The sequence below is a fragment of the Streptomyces sp. Qhu_M48 genome, from assembly GCF_051305195.1.
Classification (GTDB): Bacteria; Actinomycetota; Actinomycetes; order Streptomycetales; family Streptomycetaceae; genus Streptomyces.
In genome coordinates, this window is record NZ_CP195432.1 from 2,020,926 (window position 1) to 2,037,766 (window position 16,841).

Consider the following 16,841-nt stretch of genomic DNA (forward strand, 5'->3'; position numbering starts at 1 on the left):
TTCCGAGCGCGCGGCGCCCCGCCGGTCAGCCCGCCGCGCGCGGGTGCCCGTCGTCGGCTCCCCGTTCCTCGTACGGAGGCCGGGCGCCCGCCTTCTCGTACCGCAGCGCGGCCCCCGTCACCAGGGCGCCGAGCCCCTCCCACAGACCCACGCCGAGGAACCCGGCCGGGGCGCGGCCGGTGACGACCGCGAGGGTGAAGACCGCGCAGGTGAGGAGGCGGAAGGGGACCGTCCAGCGGAAGAAGGGCTTCCAGTCGGCGAGCGCGGCCAGGACGTAGTAAACGCCCATGTTGAGCGCGGCCATCGAGGAGGCCGTGAGGAACACGAGGGTGTGGTCGCCGTCCGCGCGCCCGCCCTCGGGCACCGGATCGAAGCCCATCACCGTGAGCAGCGCGTCCGGTACGACCAGGCCCACCACCCCGAGCGCGGCGGCGAGCACGCCGAAGACCGCGATGGTCCAGCCGGACAGGGAACGGGGCAGGCGCACGGCGGTCCTCCGTGAGGTGAGAGCGAGGGGGAGCGGGGTGACAGCGGGATCGACGGTTCGAATGCGTGCTCGGACGCGAGCGTGACCCTGCATATCGCGTGACGGGGCCCGACGGCCAATCGGGCGCCGCCCCGCGTCACTTCAGCGCTGCCGTGACGTCCCGGCCCCGCCCCACGTCACCTCACCTCAGCGCCGCCGCCATCATCTTCCGCGCCACCGGGGCCGCCAGGCCGTTGCCGCTGACCTCGGAGCGGGCCGCGCCCGAGTCCTCGATCATCACCGCGACGGCGACCTGCTTCCCGGTCGAGGGGTCCTTCGCGTACGAGGTGAACCAGGCGTACGGCGTCTTGCTGTTGTTCTCCCCGTGCTGCGCCGTACCCGTCTTGCCGCCGACCTCGGCGCCGTCGATCGCCGCGTTGGTGCCCGTGCCCTCCTCCACGACCGTCCGCATCGCGCCGCGCAGCTGCTCGGCGGTCGAGGAGGAGACGATCCGCTCGGTCTTCCCGTCCTCGAAGGCCGTGAGCGGGTCGCCGTCGGAGTCGACGACCTCCGACACCATGTGCGGGGCGGCGAGGAGGCCGTCGTTGGCGATCGCCGCCGACACCATCGCCATCTGGAGCGGGGTGGCGGTCACGTCGAACTGGCCGATGCCGGTCAGCGCCGTCTGCGCCTTGTCCATGCCGGAGGGGTACACGCTCGGGTAGGCGCGGACCGGGACGTCGAGCTCGGCGTCGTTGAAGCCGAACTTCTCCGCCATAGCCTTCACCTTGTCCTGCCCCAGGTCGGCGGCCATCTTGGCGAAGACGTTGTTGCAGGAGTACCGGAGCGCGGTGCGGATCGTGGCGTTCTCGCAGGGCGCGGAGGCGTTCTCGTTCCTCAGCACGGTCCGGGTGTTCGGCAGGGTGTACGGGTCGGGGCTCTCCGTCGCCGTGTCCACCGAGCCGTACAGACCGTTCTCCAGTGCCGCCGCCGCGACGACCAGCTTGAAGGTGGAACCGGGCGGCAACGGCTGCCGCAGTGCCCGGTTGACCAGCGGCTTGTCCTCGTCGGTGGTCAGCGCCTGCCACGCGTCGCCGTCCGTCGTACCGGTGATCTTCGACGGGTCGTAGGACGGGGTGGACGCCAGGGCGAGGATCCGGCCGGTCGCCGGGTCGACGGCGACGGCCGCGCCCTTCTTGTTCCCCAGCGCCCGGTAGGCGGCCTTCTGGACGTCCGGGTCGATCGTGGTGACGACCGTGCCGGGCTCCTGCTGCTTGCGGGTGACCGCGTCGAGAGGGTTCTTCAGCCGTTCGTCGGTCCCGTCGAGGACGCCGGAGTAGATGCCCTCCAGCTGGGTGGCGCCGTACGCCTGTGAGCTGTAGCCGGTGACCGCCGCGTACAGCTCGCCGTCCGTGTAGGTGCGCCGGTATTCGAGGTCCGTCCCCTCCGTCTTCTTCGAGCCGGTGACCGGCGAGCCGGCCACGACGATGTTCCCGAGCGGCTGCGCGTACTGCGCGATCGTCTTCCGCCGGTTCTTGCTGTCGTCCGCGAGCGCCTTCCCCTCGTACGCCTGCACCCAGGTGGCCCGGCCCAGGAGGGCGAGCACCAGGAGCAGCACGAAGACCGAGGTGCGCCTGATCGTCTTGTTCATCGCACCTGTGGGGACGAACGACCCGGTGGGGGACGTTCCGGATGTGGCGGGTTTCTCAGCGAACCTTCATGTCGAGGGCCGTACGGGCGGGGCCTCACCCCGCCCGTACGAACCCCGACTCGTACGCCAGGATCACCGCCTGCGTGCGGTCACGGGCGCCCGACTTCGCCAGCACCGCCGCCACGTGCGTCTTGACCGTGGCCGCGCCGACGCCCATCCGGCCCGCGATCTCCGCGTTCGTCAGCCCCGTCGCCACCAGGCGCAGCACCTCCGCCTCCCGCTCGGTGAGCCGGCCCACCCAGGGCGGGGCCACCGGCGCCCGGCGGCGGGCGTGCTCGGCGGCCAGGCCCCGGACCGCCGCCGGGTAGAGCAGCGAGTCGCTCCGGGCGACCAGCCGGACGGCGCTCACCAGCTCCTCCGCCGCCGCCCGCTTCAGCAGGAAGCCGGCCGCGCCGACGCGCAGCGCGTCGTACACGTACGCGTCGTTCTCGAAGGTGGTCACCACCACGATCCGGGGCGGCTCCGCCATCCCGGCGAGGATCTGCTCGGTGGCCCGGATCCCGTCGATCTCCGGCATCCGCACGTCCATGAGGACGACGTCAGGGCGCTCGGCCCGCACCACCGAGACCGCCTCGGCGCCCGTGGACGCCTCGCCGACCACCGTCAGGTCGGGCTCCGCGTCCAGGATGACCCGCAGGGCCGTCCGCACCATCCGCTCGTCGTCGGCGACGACCACTCTGATCGCCGGAGTCCCGGCCGCCGGGGCGCTCATCGGGGGATCCGGACCGCGAGGCGCCAGACGCCGTCGGCAGGCCCGGCCTGGGCGGTTCCTCCGAGCAGCCGGGCCCGTTCGGCGATGCCGCGCAGGCCGCGCCCGCCGTGCGGGCGGGCGACCGGGGGCCGCTCGGGCAGGGGGTTCTCCATGGTGATCTCCACCTTCTCGGTACGGGCGTCGAGCCGTACGGTGACGGGCTCCCCGCCCGCGTGCCGGGCCGCGTTCGTCAGCCCTTCCTGAACGATCCGGTACGCCTCGCGCGACAGCGCCTCCGGTACGGGGGCGAGGTCCCCGGAGACGGTCAGCGCCACCTTCGGTCCGGCGCCCCGCACCAGGGCCTCCAGGGCGTCGAGCCCCGGCCCGGGCCCCGGGCCCTCCTCCGCGCCCCCGTCGCGCCGCAACAGGCCGAGGACCCAGTCCAGCTCGCCGACCGTGCGCCGGGTGGTCTCCTCGATCGCGGTCAGCGCCTCCCGGACGAACTCCAGGTCCGTCCGGTCGCCGCCGTCCAGGACACGGCGGGCCGCCCCCGCCTGGAGGGTGACGGCGCTCAGCGCGTGACCGACCGAGTCGTGCAGTTCCCGTGCGAGCCGGTTGCGGGACTCCGCCTCCGCCGCGCGCCGCTCGGCCGCCGCGAGCCGGTCCGCCCGGCTCGGCCCGAGCAGCCGGGGCGCCTGCCGGGCGAGCAGGGCCCCGGTCGCGGCGGCCACGGCGGCGAGGGCGAGCAGCATCAGCAGCCCCGCCGGGAGCGCCGCCCAGCCCCACCCGGGCCGGTCGAGGCCCCAGAACGTGCCGAGCTCCGACTCCCGGAGCGACGGCGAGAACGGCAGCGCGAGGAGCGACACGGCCATCGGCGGCAGGGCCAGGGTCGCCCCGCTGAGCAGCGCTCCGACACCCAGGTGCAGGGTGAACCAGCCGGCCGTCCGTACCCTCGCCGCCCGGCCCTCGGCGGGGCCGTCCGCGAACCGGTCCGCCGGCACCCCGCACAGCGCCCGCGTCGCCGCCACCGCCATCGGCCGGGCCACCGGGAACAGCGCGGCGACGGCGACGAGCGGCAACCCCACCGCGTACGCCCCGAACTGCACGCCGATGCCGCCGGTGAACATCCCGCCGTCGTCGAACAGCAGCGCCATGACGAGGGAGCCGACCATCCAGAACGGCATGAACAGCGCGCCGCCCACGATCAGATGGAGCCAGCGCCGCCGGGCCCGCTGCCCGAGGAGGGCGACCGCGCACCGCTTCACGCCCCGGCGCTCCGGCGGCGCAGGAAGGCGGCCACGCAGGCGCCGAGCAGCAGTCCGATGATCATGTCGCCAGCGTAGGACAGCTGCATCAGGGGCGTGACCCGCTTGGCGGGATCCGAGGTCGGCAGGAGCGCGACGAGCGACATGTAGGCGCCCCAGCAGCCGACCGAGGCCGGCGCGATCCAGGCGAGGGCGAGCACGGGGCGGACCCGGAGGCGGGCGGGCCGGTCGAGGACGAGGAGCAGGACGGAGGCCACGGCGACGGCGACGAAGGCGACCCACTGGGCTTCCAGGACGTAGAAGTCGGCGTCGCGTTCGGCGCTCTGGCGTGCCGACAGGCCGGCCGTGGCCCCGGACGCCCACATGAGGTGGAGGGCGGCGGACCCGAGCGCGAGCACCGCGCCGGCCAGGGCGGTGGTCCGCACCCACGGCGCGGTACCGAGGGCCGGCCGCTCGCCGAGCCGCCCGCGCCAGACCTGCCCCCAGCGGTCCCGGGCGTACAGCGCGAACAGGGTGCCGAGCGTGAGGCCCTGGAGGATGAAGCCGCCGTACACGACGACGAACACCCAGGGATCCAGGAAGGGTTCGCTCGGCGCCGCGGCCTTGTCGTCGCCGGTGACGACGGCGACCAGGAGCTGGGTGGGGTAGCCGGTCATGATCGGGGTGAGCAGCCCGGTCGCCCCCCACATGGGGAGGACGAGAAGCGGGGCGGGCACCCGCCGCCCCCAGCCCTGGGTGAGGAGCAGGGCGAGGACGACGACGAGGACGTCGGCGAGCACGGTGAGCGAGTTGGCGACCGCCATCGTCCGGGGGTTCTCCAGAAGGACGCTCCCGGCCGGGATCCCGATCCGGCTGCCCGCCACCCAGGCGACCTTGAGCGAGACGTACGGGAGGCAGGCGACGATCGCGAGGACGCGCAGCGTCCGGCGGGCGGTGCTCGGCCGGAGGGCCGCACCGGGCGGGGGCGCGGGGAGGTGAGCGGTCGGTGTCATGGCTCCACGCTCCCGCGCGGGCCGTGGGCGCCACCTCCCGCGGAGCGATGATCCGCCTCCGCCGCGCGGGGGAGGCGCACTCCTGCCCGGGATCCGCCCCGGGCGGCCTCGCGGCGGAGGCGGGCACCGTCCGGGCGAGGTCGCCCAGCGATAATTGACCCATGTTTTCGATGATTGATTGAACCCTGAAAGAAGGTCAATGGCCTTCTAGAGTAGTGATCATGAACGAGAACGCGCCCTTCGCCCCGCTCCTGACCCGCTCCGCCGACGCCGAGACCACCGCCGACCCCAGCAGCGTCATGACGCTCCTCGCCGACTCCGACACCACCGGCGGGCAGCTGACCAGCTACCGCTCCTCCTTCGCGAAGGGAGCGGTCGGCGCCCCGGCGCACTTCCACACCAGGGCCTCCGAGATGTTCTTCGTCCTCGGCGGCTCGCTCCAGGTCCTCGTCGGCGAGGAGCTGAGCGTCCTGGAGCAGGGCGACTTCCTCCTCGTCCCGCCGCACACCCCGCACGCCTTCGCCGCCGCCCCCGGCGCCGAGGCCGACGTGCTGTTCGTCTTCACGCCGGGCATGGCCCGCTTCGACTACCTGCGCCTCCTGGGCCGGGTCATGCGGGGCGAGGCGAGCTTCGAGGAGATCAAGGCGTCCTCGGAGCGGTACGACAACCACTACGTGGACAGCCCGGTCTGGCGGAAGGCGCTCGCCGAGCGCGGCTGACGCCCTCCACCGGCCGGGGCGGGCTCAGAGGCGCCGGGTCGCCAGCGTCAGCCGGTCCCGCGCGTCGAAGAGCGCGTCCTTGATCATCTGCTCGTGGGCCGGGGTGAGCCGCGCCACCGGCACCGAGCAGCTGATCGCGTCACGCGCCGGCGTCCGGTACGGGATCGCGATGCCGAAGCAGCGCAGCCCGAGCGTGTTCTCCTCGCGGTCCACCGAGAAGCCCTGCTCACGGATGGCGCGCAGCTCCTCGATGAGCTGCTCGCGGTCGGTGATCGTGTGCTCGGTCAGGGCCGGGAGGGTCTCCGGCAGCAGCTTGCGCACCTGCTCGTCGGTGTGGGTGGCGAGCAGCGCCTTGCCGAGCGAGGTCGAGTGGGCGGGCAGCCGCCGCCCCACCCGGGTGAACGGCCTCAGGTAGTGCTGGGACTGACGGGTCGCCAGGTAGACCACGTTGGTGCCGTCGAGCCGCGCCAGGTGGATGGTCTCGGTGGTGTCGTCGGAGAGCCGGTCCAGGGTGGGCCGGGAGGCGGCCACCACCTCGTCGCCGTCGATGTACGAGGTGCCGACGAGCAGCGCCCGAACCCCGATGCCGTACCGGGTCCCGGTCGCGTCCGTCTCCACCCAGCCCAGCTCGACCAGGGTGCGCAGCAGCATGTACAGGCTGGACTTCGGGTAGCCGACGGCCTCCTGGACGGCGGCGAGCGAGTGCATCCCGGGGCGCCCGGCGAAGTATTCGAGCAGCTCCACGGTCCGCACCGCGGACTTCACCTGCGCTCCGCCCGCGTCGGCAGTCGTCATGACCCTCGCCCCTTTTCCGTCGTCCCGGTCGTCCGGTGGCCAACCTGGCCGGACGGGGCCCTTGTGGAGACGGCGGGGCCGTCCCTAGAGTCCCGTACAGAATCGTTCATCTACAAGAACTGCGTTCAGAATAGCGAACAGGGGTAGTGGTGGCGGCAGAACCAGTGTGGAGTGTGGACCCCGGGACGGGGAAGCCGCGCGAACAGGTCGCGGTGGAGGCCACGGCGGAGGACGTCGACCGGGCCGTACGCGCCGCCCACGAGGTCCGCGAGAGCCTGGCCGACCGGACCGTACGGGCCGCCTTCCTCCGTACCGCCGCCGACCTCCTCGACGGCGCGCGCGAGCAGGTCGTCGAGACCGCCGACGCCGAGACCGCCCTCGGGTCCGTCCGGCTCACCGGCGAACTCGCCCGCACCACGGCCCAGTTGCGGGCCTTCGCCGACGTCGTCGACGAAGGCTCCTTCCTCGACATCCGGATCGACCTGCCCGACGCCGGAGCCACCCCGCCCCGGCCCGACCTGCGCCGCTGGAAGATCCCGCTCGGCGTCGTCGCCGTCTACGCCGCCAGCAACTTCCCCCTCGCCTTCTCCGTCCCCGGCGGCGACACCGCGAGCGCCCTCGCGGCCGGCTGCCCCGTGGTGGTCAAGGCCCACCCCGACCACCCGGCCACCTCCGCACTCTGCGCCGCCCTGCTGCGCCGCGCCGCAGCGAAGTCGGGCCTCCCCGAGGACGTCCTCGTCCTCGTCCACGGCTTCGACGCCGGCGTGGAACTCGTCCGCCACCCGCTCGTCGCCGCCGCGGGCTTCACCGGCTCGGTACGCGGCGGACGGGCGCTCTTCGACGCGGCCGCCGCCCGTCCCGTCCCCATCCCCTTCCACGGCGAACTCGGCTCCCTCAACCCGGTCGTGCTCACCACCGCCGCCGTCGAGGAACGGGCCGCCGACCTCGGCACGGGCCTGGCCGGCTCCATGACCCTGGGCGCCGGCCAGTTCTGCACCAAGCCCGGCCTCGTCCTCGCCCCCTCGGGCGAGGCGGGCGACCGCTTCCTCGACGCCCTCGCCGCCGGGGTCTCCACGGCCGGACCGGCGGTGCTGCTCGACCGGCGGATGCGCGACGCCTTCGTCGCCGGAGTCACCGAGCGCGCCGCGCTCGCCGGGGTCGACACCCCCGTCCCGCCCGGCGCGGCCGACGCGCACACGGTCACCGCGGGCGTCCTCGCCGTCGACGCCGCCCGGATCGCCGGGGGAGACCACCACCTCCTCCTGGAGGAGTGCTTCGGCCCCGTCACCGTCGTCGCCCGCTACACCTCACGGACGGAGGTCACCGAACTCCTCACCCGGCTGCCCGGCAACCTCACCGCCACCCTGCACATCGCCGAGCGCGACGACGACGAGGACGCGGCCCCGCTCCTCGCCGCACTCACCCCGCTGGCGGGCCGCGTCCTCGTCAACGGCTGGCCCACCGGCGTCGCCGTCGCCGCCGCCCAGCACCACGGTGGTCCCTACCCGGCCACCACCTCCACCTCCACCTCGGTCGGCGCGACCGCGATCGAGCGCTGGCTGCGCCCGGTCACCTACCAGTCGACCCCCGGCCACCTGCTCCCGCCGGAACTCCGCGACGGCAACCCGCTGAAGCTGCCCCGCCGCTGAGCCGCGGGCGCGGCGGCCGGGTCCGCCGCGCCGGTGGGCCCGGCCGCCGCCGTACCCCGTACCGCCTCACCGTCCGACGCGCACCACGATCCGCCCCACGAGCGCGTCGGACTCCATCGGCCGATGGGCGTCGGCGATCCGCTCCGGACCGTCGGAGGTCTCGGCGATCACCGGCGCGGGGGAGCCGTCGCGCAGCCCCGGACCGATCAACCCGGCCGCGTCGAGCCGCCCCTCCTCGGTTCGACGGCTCAGGCCCGCCGGCCCGGCAGCCGGAGGGACGCCAGGGTCGTCAGGGTCAGCAGGCCCGCACTGATCAGCAGGCTCGCCCGAAGCGCCGTCGTCATGTCCCGGGCCGCCATCGAGCCGAACACGGCGACGGCGAGCGCGCCCGCCGTCTGCCGGACCGCGTTCAGGAGGCCCGCCGCCGTGCCCGCGCGCTCCGCCGGAACCGCCTCCATCATCGAGGCGACGAGGGGCGGCAGCGAGAAGCCCGCGCCCAGGGCCAGGGGGACGAGCAGCAGGGCCTGCGCCACCCGCGAGGAGTCCGCGTCCACGGTGAGGAGGCCGAACAGGCCGCCCACCGCCACCGCCTGGCCCACCACGATCGGCAGCCGTGCCCCGTACCGCGCCGCCACCCACGCCGACAGGATGTTCACCCCGGCGAGCAGCCCCGTCATCGGCAGGAACATCAGCCCGGCGGCCAGCGCCGACAGGCCGAGCACCTGCTGGAAGAAGAGACTGAAGACGAAGAGCATCCCGTAGAAGGCGACGCTGTTCGCCGAACCCGCCGCCACCGCGACCGCCACCGTCGTGTTCCGGAACAGCCCCAGCGGCACCACCGGGTCGCGGCGCCCCGCCTCGATCACCAGGAACGCGGCGAAGCACACGACCGCCACCCCCAGCGCCCACCAGGCCTCCGTGCCGCCCTCGATGGCCGCGAAGGTCAGCGCCCCGAGCCCCGTGACCGCCGTCAGCTGCCCCGGCAGGTCGAGCGGAGCGGGCCGGCGCTCCGAGCGGGGCACCCGGGTCAGCAGGGCGAGCGCGACCAGCCCCAGCGGCAGGTTGACGAAGAAGATGCCCCGCCAGCTCCACGCCGTCGTCAACGCCCCGCCCACGACCGGCCCGAGCGCCACCGCGATCGTCCCGCCCGCCGCCCACAGCGACACCGCGCGCGCCCGCCGCCCCGGATCGCCGTACGCCTCCCGGACCAGCGCCAGGGACGCCGGCAGCATCACGGCCGCCGCCGCGCCCTGCACCGAACGGGCCGCCAGGAGCGCCGGGAGGCCGGGGGTCAGCCCGCAGGCGGCCGAGGCGAGCGCGAAGACGACGACCCCGGCCCCGTACGCACGGCTCGCCCCGACCCGGTCGGCGAGCGCCCCGCTGGACAGCAGCAGCGCGGCGAAGGACAGCGTGTACGCGTCGACCACCCACTGGAGCCCGGACATCCCGGCCCGCAGGTCGGTGCCGATGGCGGGCAGGGCGACGTTGACGACGGAGGTGTCGAGGGTGATGAGGGCGAACCCGAGCATCGCGGCGGCCAGGGCGGGGCCCGGGGAGCCGGGTCCCTTCGCGGTGGGCCCGGGGGAGGGGGCGGCGACGGCGGGCGGGGTGCGGCTGGTAGAGGACATGCCCCCCAGCTTCAAGATCGGCGGGGTCGTACAGTAGTGGCCCGAATGCCATATGCCCGGAGGTTCTGGCCAGCCATGACGGATGTGCGCGAGACGGGACGCGGGACGGGGGCCGGGTCCGGGTCCGGGACCGAGACCGGCACCGGGAGGGGAGCCGGCGCCGGGACGGGGGACGGTGCCGGCACCCGGGTCCGGGGCTCGCGTGCGTCACGATCGCCGCGCGTACCGTCCGCCCCGGTCGCCGGCCCCGGTGCCGGCCGCGTCCGGCGCGTCGCCGTGATCGCCGCCCCGCCCGTCTCGATGTTCAACCTGGCCATCCCCGAGATGCTGTTCGGCAAGGTCGAGATCGACGGCGCACCCGGCTACGAGACGGTCATCTGCGCCCCCGACCCCGGGCCCGTCCCCACCACCGGCGGTCTCGACCTGGTCGTCCCGCACGGCCTCGACGCAGTCGCCGGGGCCGACACCGTGGTCCTCGCGGGCAGCGGCTCGTACACCGACCCCGATCCGCGCATCCTCGACGCGCTCCGCGCCGCCGCCGCCGAGGGCCGGCGGATCGCCTCCATCTGCACCGGCGCCTTCGCGCTCGCCGAGGCGGGACTGCTCGACGGCCGGGCGGCGACGACCTACTGGGAGTACCGGTCCCTGCTCGCCGCCCGCCATCCCGCCGTCGACCTCCAGGACGACGTCCTGTTCGTCCAGGACGGTCCGGTGCTCACCTCCTCCGGGTACGCGGCGGGCATCGACCTCTGTCTGCACGTCATCCGGACCGACTACGGCGCCGCCGTCGCCAACACCGTCGCCCGGCTCGCCCTCGTCGCACCCGTACGGCCCGGCGGGCAGGCCCAGTTCACCCGGACCCCGCTGCCGCCCGAGCGGGGAGTCTCCTTCGCCGACACGCGCGCCTGGGCGATGGAGCACCTCGACGAACCGCTCGGCCTCACCGACCTCGCCCGGCACTCCGGGGTCTCCGTCCGCACCCTCTCCCGCCGCTTCCACGCCGAGACCGGGGTCAGCCCGCTCCAGTGGCTGCTGCACCAGCGGGTGGAACGGGCGAAGGAGCTCCTGGAGACCACGTCGCTCGCCATGGACGGGGTGGCCCGCGCCAGCGGCCTCGGCACGGCGGACTCGCTGCGGCAGCACCTGCTGCGCCGCACGGGCCTCACCCCGAGCGCGTACCGCTCCTCCTTCAGCCGTCTGCCCGCCGGAGGCCGGCGACCGGCGTCCGGTCGCCGGGCCTGACCGCGCCCGACCGCGCCCGATCGCGCCCGACCGCGCCCGACCGCGCCCGACCGCGCCCGTCCCGTCCTCCCCCGTCGTGAAGGGGCATGATCAGACTCGCGAGCGCCACCGACCGCGGGGCCGTGCTCCGCGCCGTACGGGAGGGGGAGATCGCGGGCGTCGCCGGGCACGGGGAGCGCTACGGCCTCACGCGCCTCACCCCGACGGCGATCACCGCGTGCTCCGGCTCACACTGGGGCCCGAAACGGAATGAAATCCGCCGGTGAGGTCGTTCCTCTCACGGAACCCCCCACCGGCAACCCTCGGAGAGACCTCACATGCGCGTCGAGATCTGGAGCGACATCGCCTGCCCCTGGTGCTACATCGGCAAGGCCCGTTTCGAGCAGGGGCTCGCGGCCTTCGCCCACCGTGACGACGTCGAGGTCGTGCACCGCTCCTTCGAGCTCGACCCGAACCGCGCCAAGAGCGACACGGGACCCGTCCTGGAGATGCTCGCCGAGAAGTACGGCCGCACCCTCGACGAGGCCCGCGCCATGGAGGCGCACGTCGCGTCCAACGCGCACGCCGAGGGCCTCGACTACCGCACCGAGGGCCGCGACCACGGCAACACCTTCGACATCCACCGGCTGCTGCACCTCGCCAAGGACCGCGGGCGCCAGAACGAGCTCCTGGACCTGGCCTACCGCGCGAACTTCGCCGAGGAGCGCTCGGTCTTCGACGCAGGGACCCTGGTGACGCTCGGTGTCGAGGCCGGTCTCGACGAGGCCGAGGTGCGGGCCGTCCTGGCCGACGGCTCCGCCTACGCCGACGCCGTGCGCGAGGACGAGCGCGAGGCCGCCGAACTCGGCGCGAACGGCGTGCCGTTCTTCGTCCTCGACCGCCGCTACGGCATCTCCGGCGGCCAGCCCGCCGAGGTCTTCACCCAGGCCCTGGAGCAGGCCTGGCAGGGCCGGGCGCTCCAGCCGATCGGCGGGGACGCGGCGGCCTGCGACGCGGACGGCAGCTGCGAGGTCCCGGGAGTCTGACCGCCCCGCGGGCGGGTGTCCGGGGTCCGCCCGGAGGTGCACCCGGCCACCCGCACCATCTTTCACCTGCGGTGATAAGCGCGGCTTGGGGGTTCCCCACGATCGAACCCGATTGACGGGTGATCGTGGGGAATCCAGGGTGGGGCCATGGATTCCCTGGAAAAGCCGCTCGGCGGCGCAGAGTTCGCGCCCAAGAAGACCTATCTCAACACCTCCGCCTGCGGGCTGCTGCCCCGGCGGACCGTCGAGGCCGTCAGGCTCCTCGCCGAGGAGACCGCCGACGGCCGCCCGGGCGGCGCCGGGGACTTCGAGATCGTCGACGAGGCCCGTGCCGCCTTCGGCCGGATCGCCGGAGTGTCGCCCGAGCGCGTGGCCGTCGGCAGCTCGGTAGCGGTGCACTGCGGGATGATCGCCCAGTCGATGCCCGCGGGTTCCGAGATCCTCTTCCCCGAGGGCGACTTCTCCTCCGTCATCACCCCCTTCACGATCCGGGGGGATCTCAAGACGCGGTTCGTGCCCCTGGAGCGGCTCGCCGAGTCCGTCCGCCCCGAGACGGCCCTCGTGGCCTTCTCCGCCGTGCAGTCGGCGGACGGCCGGACGGCCGACTTCCCGGCGATCCGGGCCGCGGCGGCTGCCCACGGCGCCCGGACGCTCCTTGACGCCACGCAGTCGGCGGGCTGGCTGCCGCTGCGCGCGGGGGAGTGGGACTACACGGTCGCCGGTGGCTACAAGTACCTGCTCTGCCCGCGCGGGGCGTCCTTCCTCACCGTCACCGAGGAGGCGCAGGACTCGCTCCTCGCGATCCACGCCAACTGGGTCACCGGCGAGGAGCTGTGGGTGAACAGCTACGGCCCGGTCCGCGAACTGGCCCGTACCGCGCGCCGTTTCGACGAGCCCGCGGCCTTCCTCTCGTACCACGGGGCGGCCCGTTCGCTGGCGCTCCTGGAGGAGGTCGGCATCGAGCGGATCGAGGCCCACGACAAGGGGCTCGCGGCCCGCTTCCGCGAGGGTCTCGTCGCCCTGGGCCACGCGCCCGTGGCGGACACCTCGACGGTCGTCGCGGTCCCCGGCCTCGGGGAGCGCGCGGACGCGCTGCGCGAGGCGGGCATCCTGCTCTCGGCCCGTGCGGGCAACCTCCGCGCCTCCTTCCACCTGTACAACACGGCGGCGGACGTGGACCGGATCCTGGACGTCCTGGCGGACTGACCCGCCCCCGGCGGCGGCCGACAGGGCGGGGCGGTCCGGCGGCCACGGCGGATCGTCCCGGTGGTCGCCGGGACCGGGTACGGCCGCCGGGACCGCGTACGGCCACCAACAGCCACCGGGACCGCGTACGGCCGCCGGTCCCGCGGGATCAGCAGCCGCCCGGTGCCGACGGGCACTCGCCCGCCTCGCCCGCCTCCTCGGCCAGGTTCTCCGCCACGAGGCCGAGGAGCCGGGCCAGCTCCGTCCGGTCGTCCGGGCCGAGCCCGTTCAGGGAGAGCCGCTCCAGGTCCGACCAGACGCCCTCGACGCCGGCGCGCAGCGACCGTCCCTCGTCCGTCGCCTCGACGAGGACCGCGCGCCGGTCGGCCGGGTCGGGCCCGCGGCGGACGTGGCCGCACTGCTCCAGGCGCTGGAGCATCTTGGTCACCGTGGAGGCGTCGAGGCCCAGGGACTGGATCAGCTCCGACTGGCGGACCGGTCCGCAGTCCCAGAGCCTCATCATCATCATCTCCTGGCCGGGGTAGAGGCCGAGCTCCCGCAGCCGCCGTCCGGCGGCGATCCGGTGCATCCGGGCCACCCGGGCCAGGGCGATGCTGACGGGTCCGCCGTGCGCGGCGGACGGCACCGGCTCGGTACAGACGGGGTCGGTTCCTGACATGGCTGGCTCCTCGGGACGGCTCCCCACCAGATTACCTTGGCTGGCCAACCAATGGGTTACAGTGGCATCCGGGCCAGATACTTGGCCGACCATATAAATCTGTGAAGGGGACAGCCATGACCACCGCCTTCGACCCCGTCGACCTCGCCGGCACCCGGCTCGCCAACCGCATCGCGATGGCGCCCATGACCCGCAGCCGGGCCGAGGGCGAGCGCCGGATCCCCACCCCCCTCGTCGCCGAGTACTACGCCCAGCGCGCCTCGGCCGGCCTCATCATCACCGAGGGCGCCCAGCCCACCGCCGTCGGTCAGGGCTACCCCAACACCCCCGGCCTGCACTCCGCCGAGCAGGTCGCCGCCTGGCGCGAGGTCACCGACGCCGTCCACGAACGCGGCGGAACGATCTTCGCGCAGCTGATGCACGCCGGCCGGATCAGCCACCCCGTCGTCCTCGGCGACGGCCTCCACCCCGTCGGCCCCTCCGCCGTCACCCCGGCCGGCCAGCTCTTCGCCGGCACGGGCCTCATCGACTTCGTCGCCCCGCGCGAGCTCACCGCCGACGAGATCCACGAGACGGTCGCAGGCTTCGCCGCGGCCGCCCGCAACGCCGTCGAGGCCGGCTTCGACGGCGTCGAGATCCACGGCGCCAACGGCTACCTGGTCCAGCAGTTCCTCGCCTCCGGCTCGAACCACCGCACCGACGAGTGGGGCGGCCCCGTCGAGAACCGCATCCGGTTCGCCGTCGAGGTCGTCAAGGCCGTCGCCGCCGAGATCGGCCCCGACCGCACCGGCCTGCGCGTCTCCCCGGCCAACACCTACAACGACATCGCCGAGACCGACACAGAGGAGCTCTACCCCGCCCTCGTCGCCGCGATCGAACCGGTCGGCATCGCGTACCTGCACGTCACCGAGGCCGCCCCGGAGATCCGCGAACTGACCCTCGCCCTGCGCAAGGCGTTCTCCGGCACCTTCATCCTCAACCCGTCCACCGAAGGACCGACCGGCGCCGACGCCCTGAACCTCATCGAGGACGGCACCGCCGACCTGGTCGCGTACGGGGCGCTGTTCCTCGCCAACCCCGACCTGCCCGCCCGTCTGAAGGCCGGCGGCCCGTACAACACCCCGGACGCCACGACCTTCTTCGGCGGCGACCACCGCGGCTACACCGACTACCCGGCGCTGTAGCCGGATCTCCGGGTCCGCACGGATCTCCGGGTCCGCACGGATCTCCCGGAAACCCCCGGGACATGTCGAAGGGCGGGGACCCGGCACCGGACCCCCGCCCCTCACGCGTACGACCGGCCAGCCGGCCCCGTACGACCGGTCAAGCGGCCCCGTACGGCCAGCCGGCCCCCTACGACCCGCCCCGTACGACCGGTCAGACCGCCCACGCCTCCGTGACCGCCCGGCGCGCGCCCTCCAGGTCCACCGCGCGGCCCGTCTCGCCGAGCGCCGCGCCCAGCGCGGCCAGCGAGGACTGCACCGCTCCCGGGGTCGCGTCCACGCCGTAGTGGTTGACCCGGATCATCTCCTTGGCCAGCGCCCCGCCGCCCGCGATCAGCGGCAGCGACGGGTCGGCGGCCAGCGCCTTCGCCACCAGCTCCGAGGCGTCCACGCCGTCCGGCACGCGCAGCGTCGTGGCGACCGGGGCCGCGTCCTTCGCCTCGTGCACGTACGGTTCCAGACCGCCGCCCAGCGCCAGCGTCCCCGCGCGGGTCGCGGCCGCCGCCGAGGCGTGCCGCGCCATCAGCGCGTCCAGGCCCTCCGCCTCGATCCGCTCCACACAGGCCTCCAGGGCCAGCATCTCCAGCTGCGCCGGAGCGTGCAGCAGCGTCCTGCGGCCGCCGTCGATCCAGCGCTCCTTCCAGTCGAGGAGGGAGAGGTACGAGCGGCGCGGCGCGGCCGGGTTGGCGGCGAAGCGCTCCCAGGCCCGCGCGCTGACGGAGACCGCCGACACGCCCGCGGGCCCGCCCATCGCCTTCTGCGCGCCGATGATGCACATGTCCACGCCCCACGCGTCCGGCAGCACCGGCTCGGCGCCGATCGACGCCACCGCGTCGAGGTAGAACAGCGCGCCGTGCGCCCGCACGACCTCGCCGATCTCGGCCACCGGGTTGGTGTTCCCGGTCGCCGCCTCCGCGTGCACCAGGGAGACGAAGTCGATCTCCGGGTGCGCGGCGAGCGCCTGCTCCACCTGGGCGGCCGTCACGGCCGTGTGGAAGGGCACCGCCAGGTCGACGACGGTCGCCCCGCAGTCCCGCAGCCAGTTGCCGAAGGTCTGCCCGTACGGCCCCGTGACCACGTTCAGCGCGGTCGAACCCGCCCGCGCCCCGCTGCGGATGCACCCCTCCAGGGGGAGCAGCGCCTCGCCCTGGGTGATCACCACGTCCTGCTCCGTGGAGAGCAGCGCGGCCACCCGCCGCTCGATCGACGCGAAATGCGCGGCGGTCAGCGGGGCCAGGTCCAGGAGCGGATGTGTCACGGTCACGGCGGTGCCTTCTTCGACTCGGATTCGTGCGGGCGGAACTCCGGATCAGCGTACCGAGCGGCCTCCACGGGCCCTTGGACCACCCGGATAAAAGGGATCTTCGTCCCGGTGCAACCCTCTTCGGACATCGCGTGTCCCACAGAGCGCCGGACCGGGCACGGGCCCCGTCCGGCGCACCCCAGGTCTTCTCGACCGGTACGGGCGGACTGACCGCCACCGGCCCGTGGACCTTCGACGCGGGCACGTTCGGCGGCCCGTACCTGGACGCCCGCTACGGGACCGCCATCGACGAGTGACCCCCTGATCG

At 74.3% G+C, this 16,841-nt stretch carries 18 protein-coding genes; 8 read left to right on the top strand and 10 right to left on the bottom strand.

Going from position 1 to position 16,841, the window contains the following annotated elements; translation table 11 throughout:
• Positions 1-25 precede the first annotated feature (25 nt).
• The 5 genes from ACRRSS_RS09405 to ACRRSS_RS09425 form a co-directional block, all read right to left on the bottom strand.
• Positions 26-487 (bottom strand): hypothetical protein, encoded by a 462-nt coding sequence (locus tag ACRRSS_RS09405; RefSeq protein ID WP_435970755.1) that lies wholly within the window; start codon positions 485-487, stop codon positions 26-28.
• A 181-nt stretch (positions 488-668) separates the two neighbouring features.
• The gene (locus ACRRSS_RS09410) at positions 669-2,117 is read right to left on the bottom strand and encodes a peptidoglycan D,D-transpeptidase FtsI family protein (protein ID WP_435970756.1); all 1,449 of its coding nucleotides are present in this window, start codon (positions 2,115-2,117) and stop codon (positions 669-671) included.
• Positions 2,118-2,211: 94 nt separating this feature from the next.
• Positions 2,212-2,889 carry a response regulator gene (locus ACRRSS_RS09415; protein ID WP_435970757.1) on the bottom strand — a complete coding sequence of 226 codons (678 nt, stop codon included), beginning with the start codon at positions 2,887-2,889 and terminating at the stop codon, positions 2,212-2,214.
• Complete coding sequence (locus ACRRSS_RS09420; RefSeq protein ID WP_435970758.1) at positions 2,886-4,133, bottom strand: sensor histidine kinase; 1,248 nt, start codon at positions 4,131-4,133, stop codon at positions 2,886-2,888. Before ACRRSS_RS09420 ends, ACRRSS_RS09415 begins: the two co-directional genes overlap by 4 nt.
• The gene (locus ACRRSS_RS09425; protein WP_435970759.1) at positions 4,130-5,125 is read right to left on the bottom strand and encodes a hypothetical protein; all 996 of its coding nucleotides are present in this window, start codon (positions 5,123-5,125) and stop codon (positions 4,130-4,132) included. Before ACRRSS_RS09425 ends, ACRRSS_RS09420 begins: the two co-directional genes overlap by 4 nt.
• Positions 5,126-5,346: 221 nt before the next feature.
• Here ACRRSS_RS09425 and ACRRSS_RS09430 point away from each other — a divergent pair, with 221 nt between their 5' ends.
• Positions 5,347-5,844: a cupin domain-containing protein gene (locus ACRRSS_RS09430; RefSeq protein ID WP_435970760.1), complete on the top strand. Its 498-nt coding sequence runs from the start codon at positions 5,347-5,349 to the stop codon at positions 5,842-5,844.
• A 24-nt stretch (positions 5,845-5,868) separates the two neighbouring features.
• Here ACRRSS_RS09430 and ACRRSS_RS09435 read toward each other — a convergent pair whose 3' ends face one another.
• Positions 5,869-6,639, bottom strand: a complete 771-nt coding sequence (locus tag ACRRSS_RS09435) for an IclR family transcriptional regulator (protein WP_435970761.1) — start codon at positions 6,637-6,639, stop codon at positions 5,869-5,871.
• A gap of 149 nt (positions 6,640-6,788) precedes the next feature.
• On the opposite strand from ACRRSS_RS09435, the gene ACRRSS_RS09440 reads away from it, so the two are divergent.
• Positions 6,789-8,288: an aldehyde dehydrogenase (NADP(+)) gene (locus ACRRSS_RS09440; RefSeq protein WP_435970762.1), complete on the top strand. Its 1,500-nt coding sequence runs from the start codon at positions 6,789-6,791 to the stop codon at positions 8,286-8,288.
• A 66-nt stretch (positions 8,289-8,354) separates the two neighbouring features.
• Here the strand turns inward: ACRRSS_RS09440 and ACRRSS_RS09445 are convergent, their stop codons facing one another.
• Positions 8,355-8,498 (bottom strand): hypothetical protein, encoded by a 144-nt coding sequence (locus tag ACRRSS_RS09445; RefSeq protein WP_435970763.1) that lies wholly within the window; start codon positions 8,496-8,498, stop codon positions 8,355-8,357.
• A 38-nt stretch (positions 8,499-8,536) separates the two neighbouring features.
• Complete coding sequence (locus tag ACRRSS_RS09450; protein WP_435970764.1) at positions 8,537-9,916, bottom strand: MFS transporter; 1,380 nt, start codon at positions 9,914-9,916, stop codon at positions 8,537-8,539.
• 276 nt (positions 9,917-10,192) lie between these two features.
• Here ACRRSS_RS09450 and ACRRSS_RS09455 point away from each other — a divergent pair, with 276 nt between their 5' ends.
• The 4 genes from ACRRSS_RS09455 to ACRRSS_RS09470 all read left to right on the top strand — a co-directional run bounded on the left by ACRRSS_RS09455 (position 10,193) and on the right by ACRRSS_RS09470 (position 13,389).
• Positions 10,193-11,158, top strand: coding sequence for a GlxA family transcriptional regulator (locus ACRRSS_RS09455; protein ID WP_435970765.1), 966 nt, complete (start codon positions 10,193-10,195; stop codon positions 11,156-11,158).
• A gap of 86 nt (positions 11,159-11,244) precedes the next feature.
• On the top strand, positions 11,245-11,424 hold the full coding sequence (locus ACRRSS_RS09460) for a hypothetical protein (protein ID WP_435970766.1): 180 nt from the start codon (positions 11,245-11,247) through the stop codon (positions 11,422-11,424).
• A 51-nt stretch (positions 11,425-11,475) separates the two neighbouring features.
• The gene (locus tag ACRRSS_RS09465) at positions 11,476-12,183 is read left to right on the top strand and encodes a DsbA family oxidoreductase (protein WP_435970767.1); all 708 of its coding nucleotides are present in this window, start codon (positions 11,476-11,478) and stop codon (positions 12,181-12,183) included.
• A 147-nt stretch (positions 12,184-12,330) separates the two neighbouring features.
• A complete protein-coding gene (locus ACRRSS_RS09470; protein ID WP_435970768.1) occupies positions 12,331-13,389 on the top strand; it encodes an aminotransferase class V-fold PLP-dependent enzyme in 1,059 nt (352 codons plus the stop codon).
• Between the two features lie 148 nt (positions 13,390-13,537).
• On the opposite strand, the gene ACRRSS_RS09475 is transcribed toward ACRRSS_RS09470, so the two are convergent.
• Positions 13,538-14,047 carry a MarR family winged helix-turn-helix transcriptional regulator gene (locus ACRRSS_RS09475; RefSeq protein WP_435970769.1) on the bottom strand — a complete coding sequence of 170 codons (510 nt, stop codon included), beginning with the start codon at positions 14,045-14,047 and terminating at the stop codon, positions 13,538-13,540.
• A 116-nt stretch (positions 14,048-14,163) separates the two neighbouring features.
• Here ACRRSS_RS09475 and ACRRSS_RS09480 point away from each other — a divergent pair, with 116 nt between their 5' ends.
• A complete protein-coding gene (locus ACRRSS_RS09480) occupies positions 14,164-15,231 on the top strand; it encodes an alkene reductase (protein WP_435970770.1) in 1,068 nt (355 codons plus the stop codon).
• Positions 15,232-15,424: 193 nt separating this feature from the next.
• Here ACRRSS_RS09480 and ACRRSS_RS09485 read toward each other — a convergent pair whose 3' ends face one another.
• Positions 15,425-16,528 (bottom strand): pyridoxal-phosphate-dependent aminotransferase family protein, encoded by a 1,104-nt coding sequence (locus ACRRSS_RS09485; RefSeq protein WP_435975292.1) that lies wholly within the window; start codon positions 16,526-16,528, stop codon positions 15,425-15,427.
• A gap of 137 nt (positions 16,529-16,665) precedes the next feature.
• On the opposite strand from ACRRSS_RS09485, the gene ACRRSS_RS09490 reads away from it, so the two are divergent.
• Positions 16,666-16,830, top strand: coding sequence for a hypothetical protein (locus ACRRSS_RS09490; RefSeq protein WP_435970771.1), 165 nt, complete (start codon positions 16,666-16,668; stop codon positions 16,828-16,830).
• Positions 16,831-16,841: the final 11 nt, after the last annotated feature.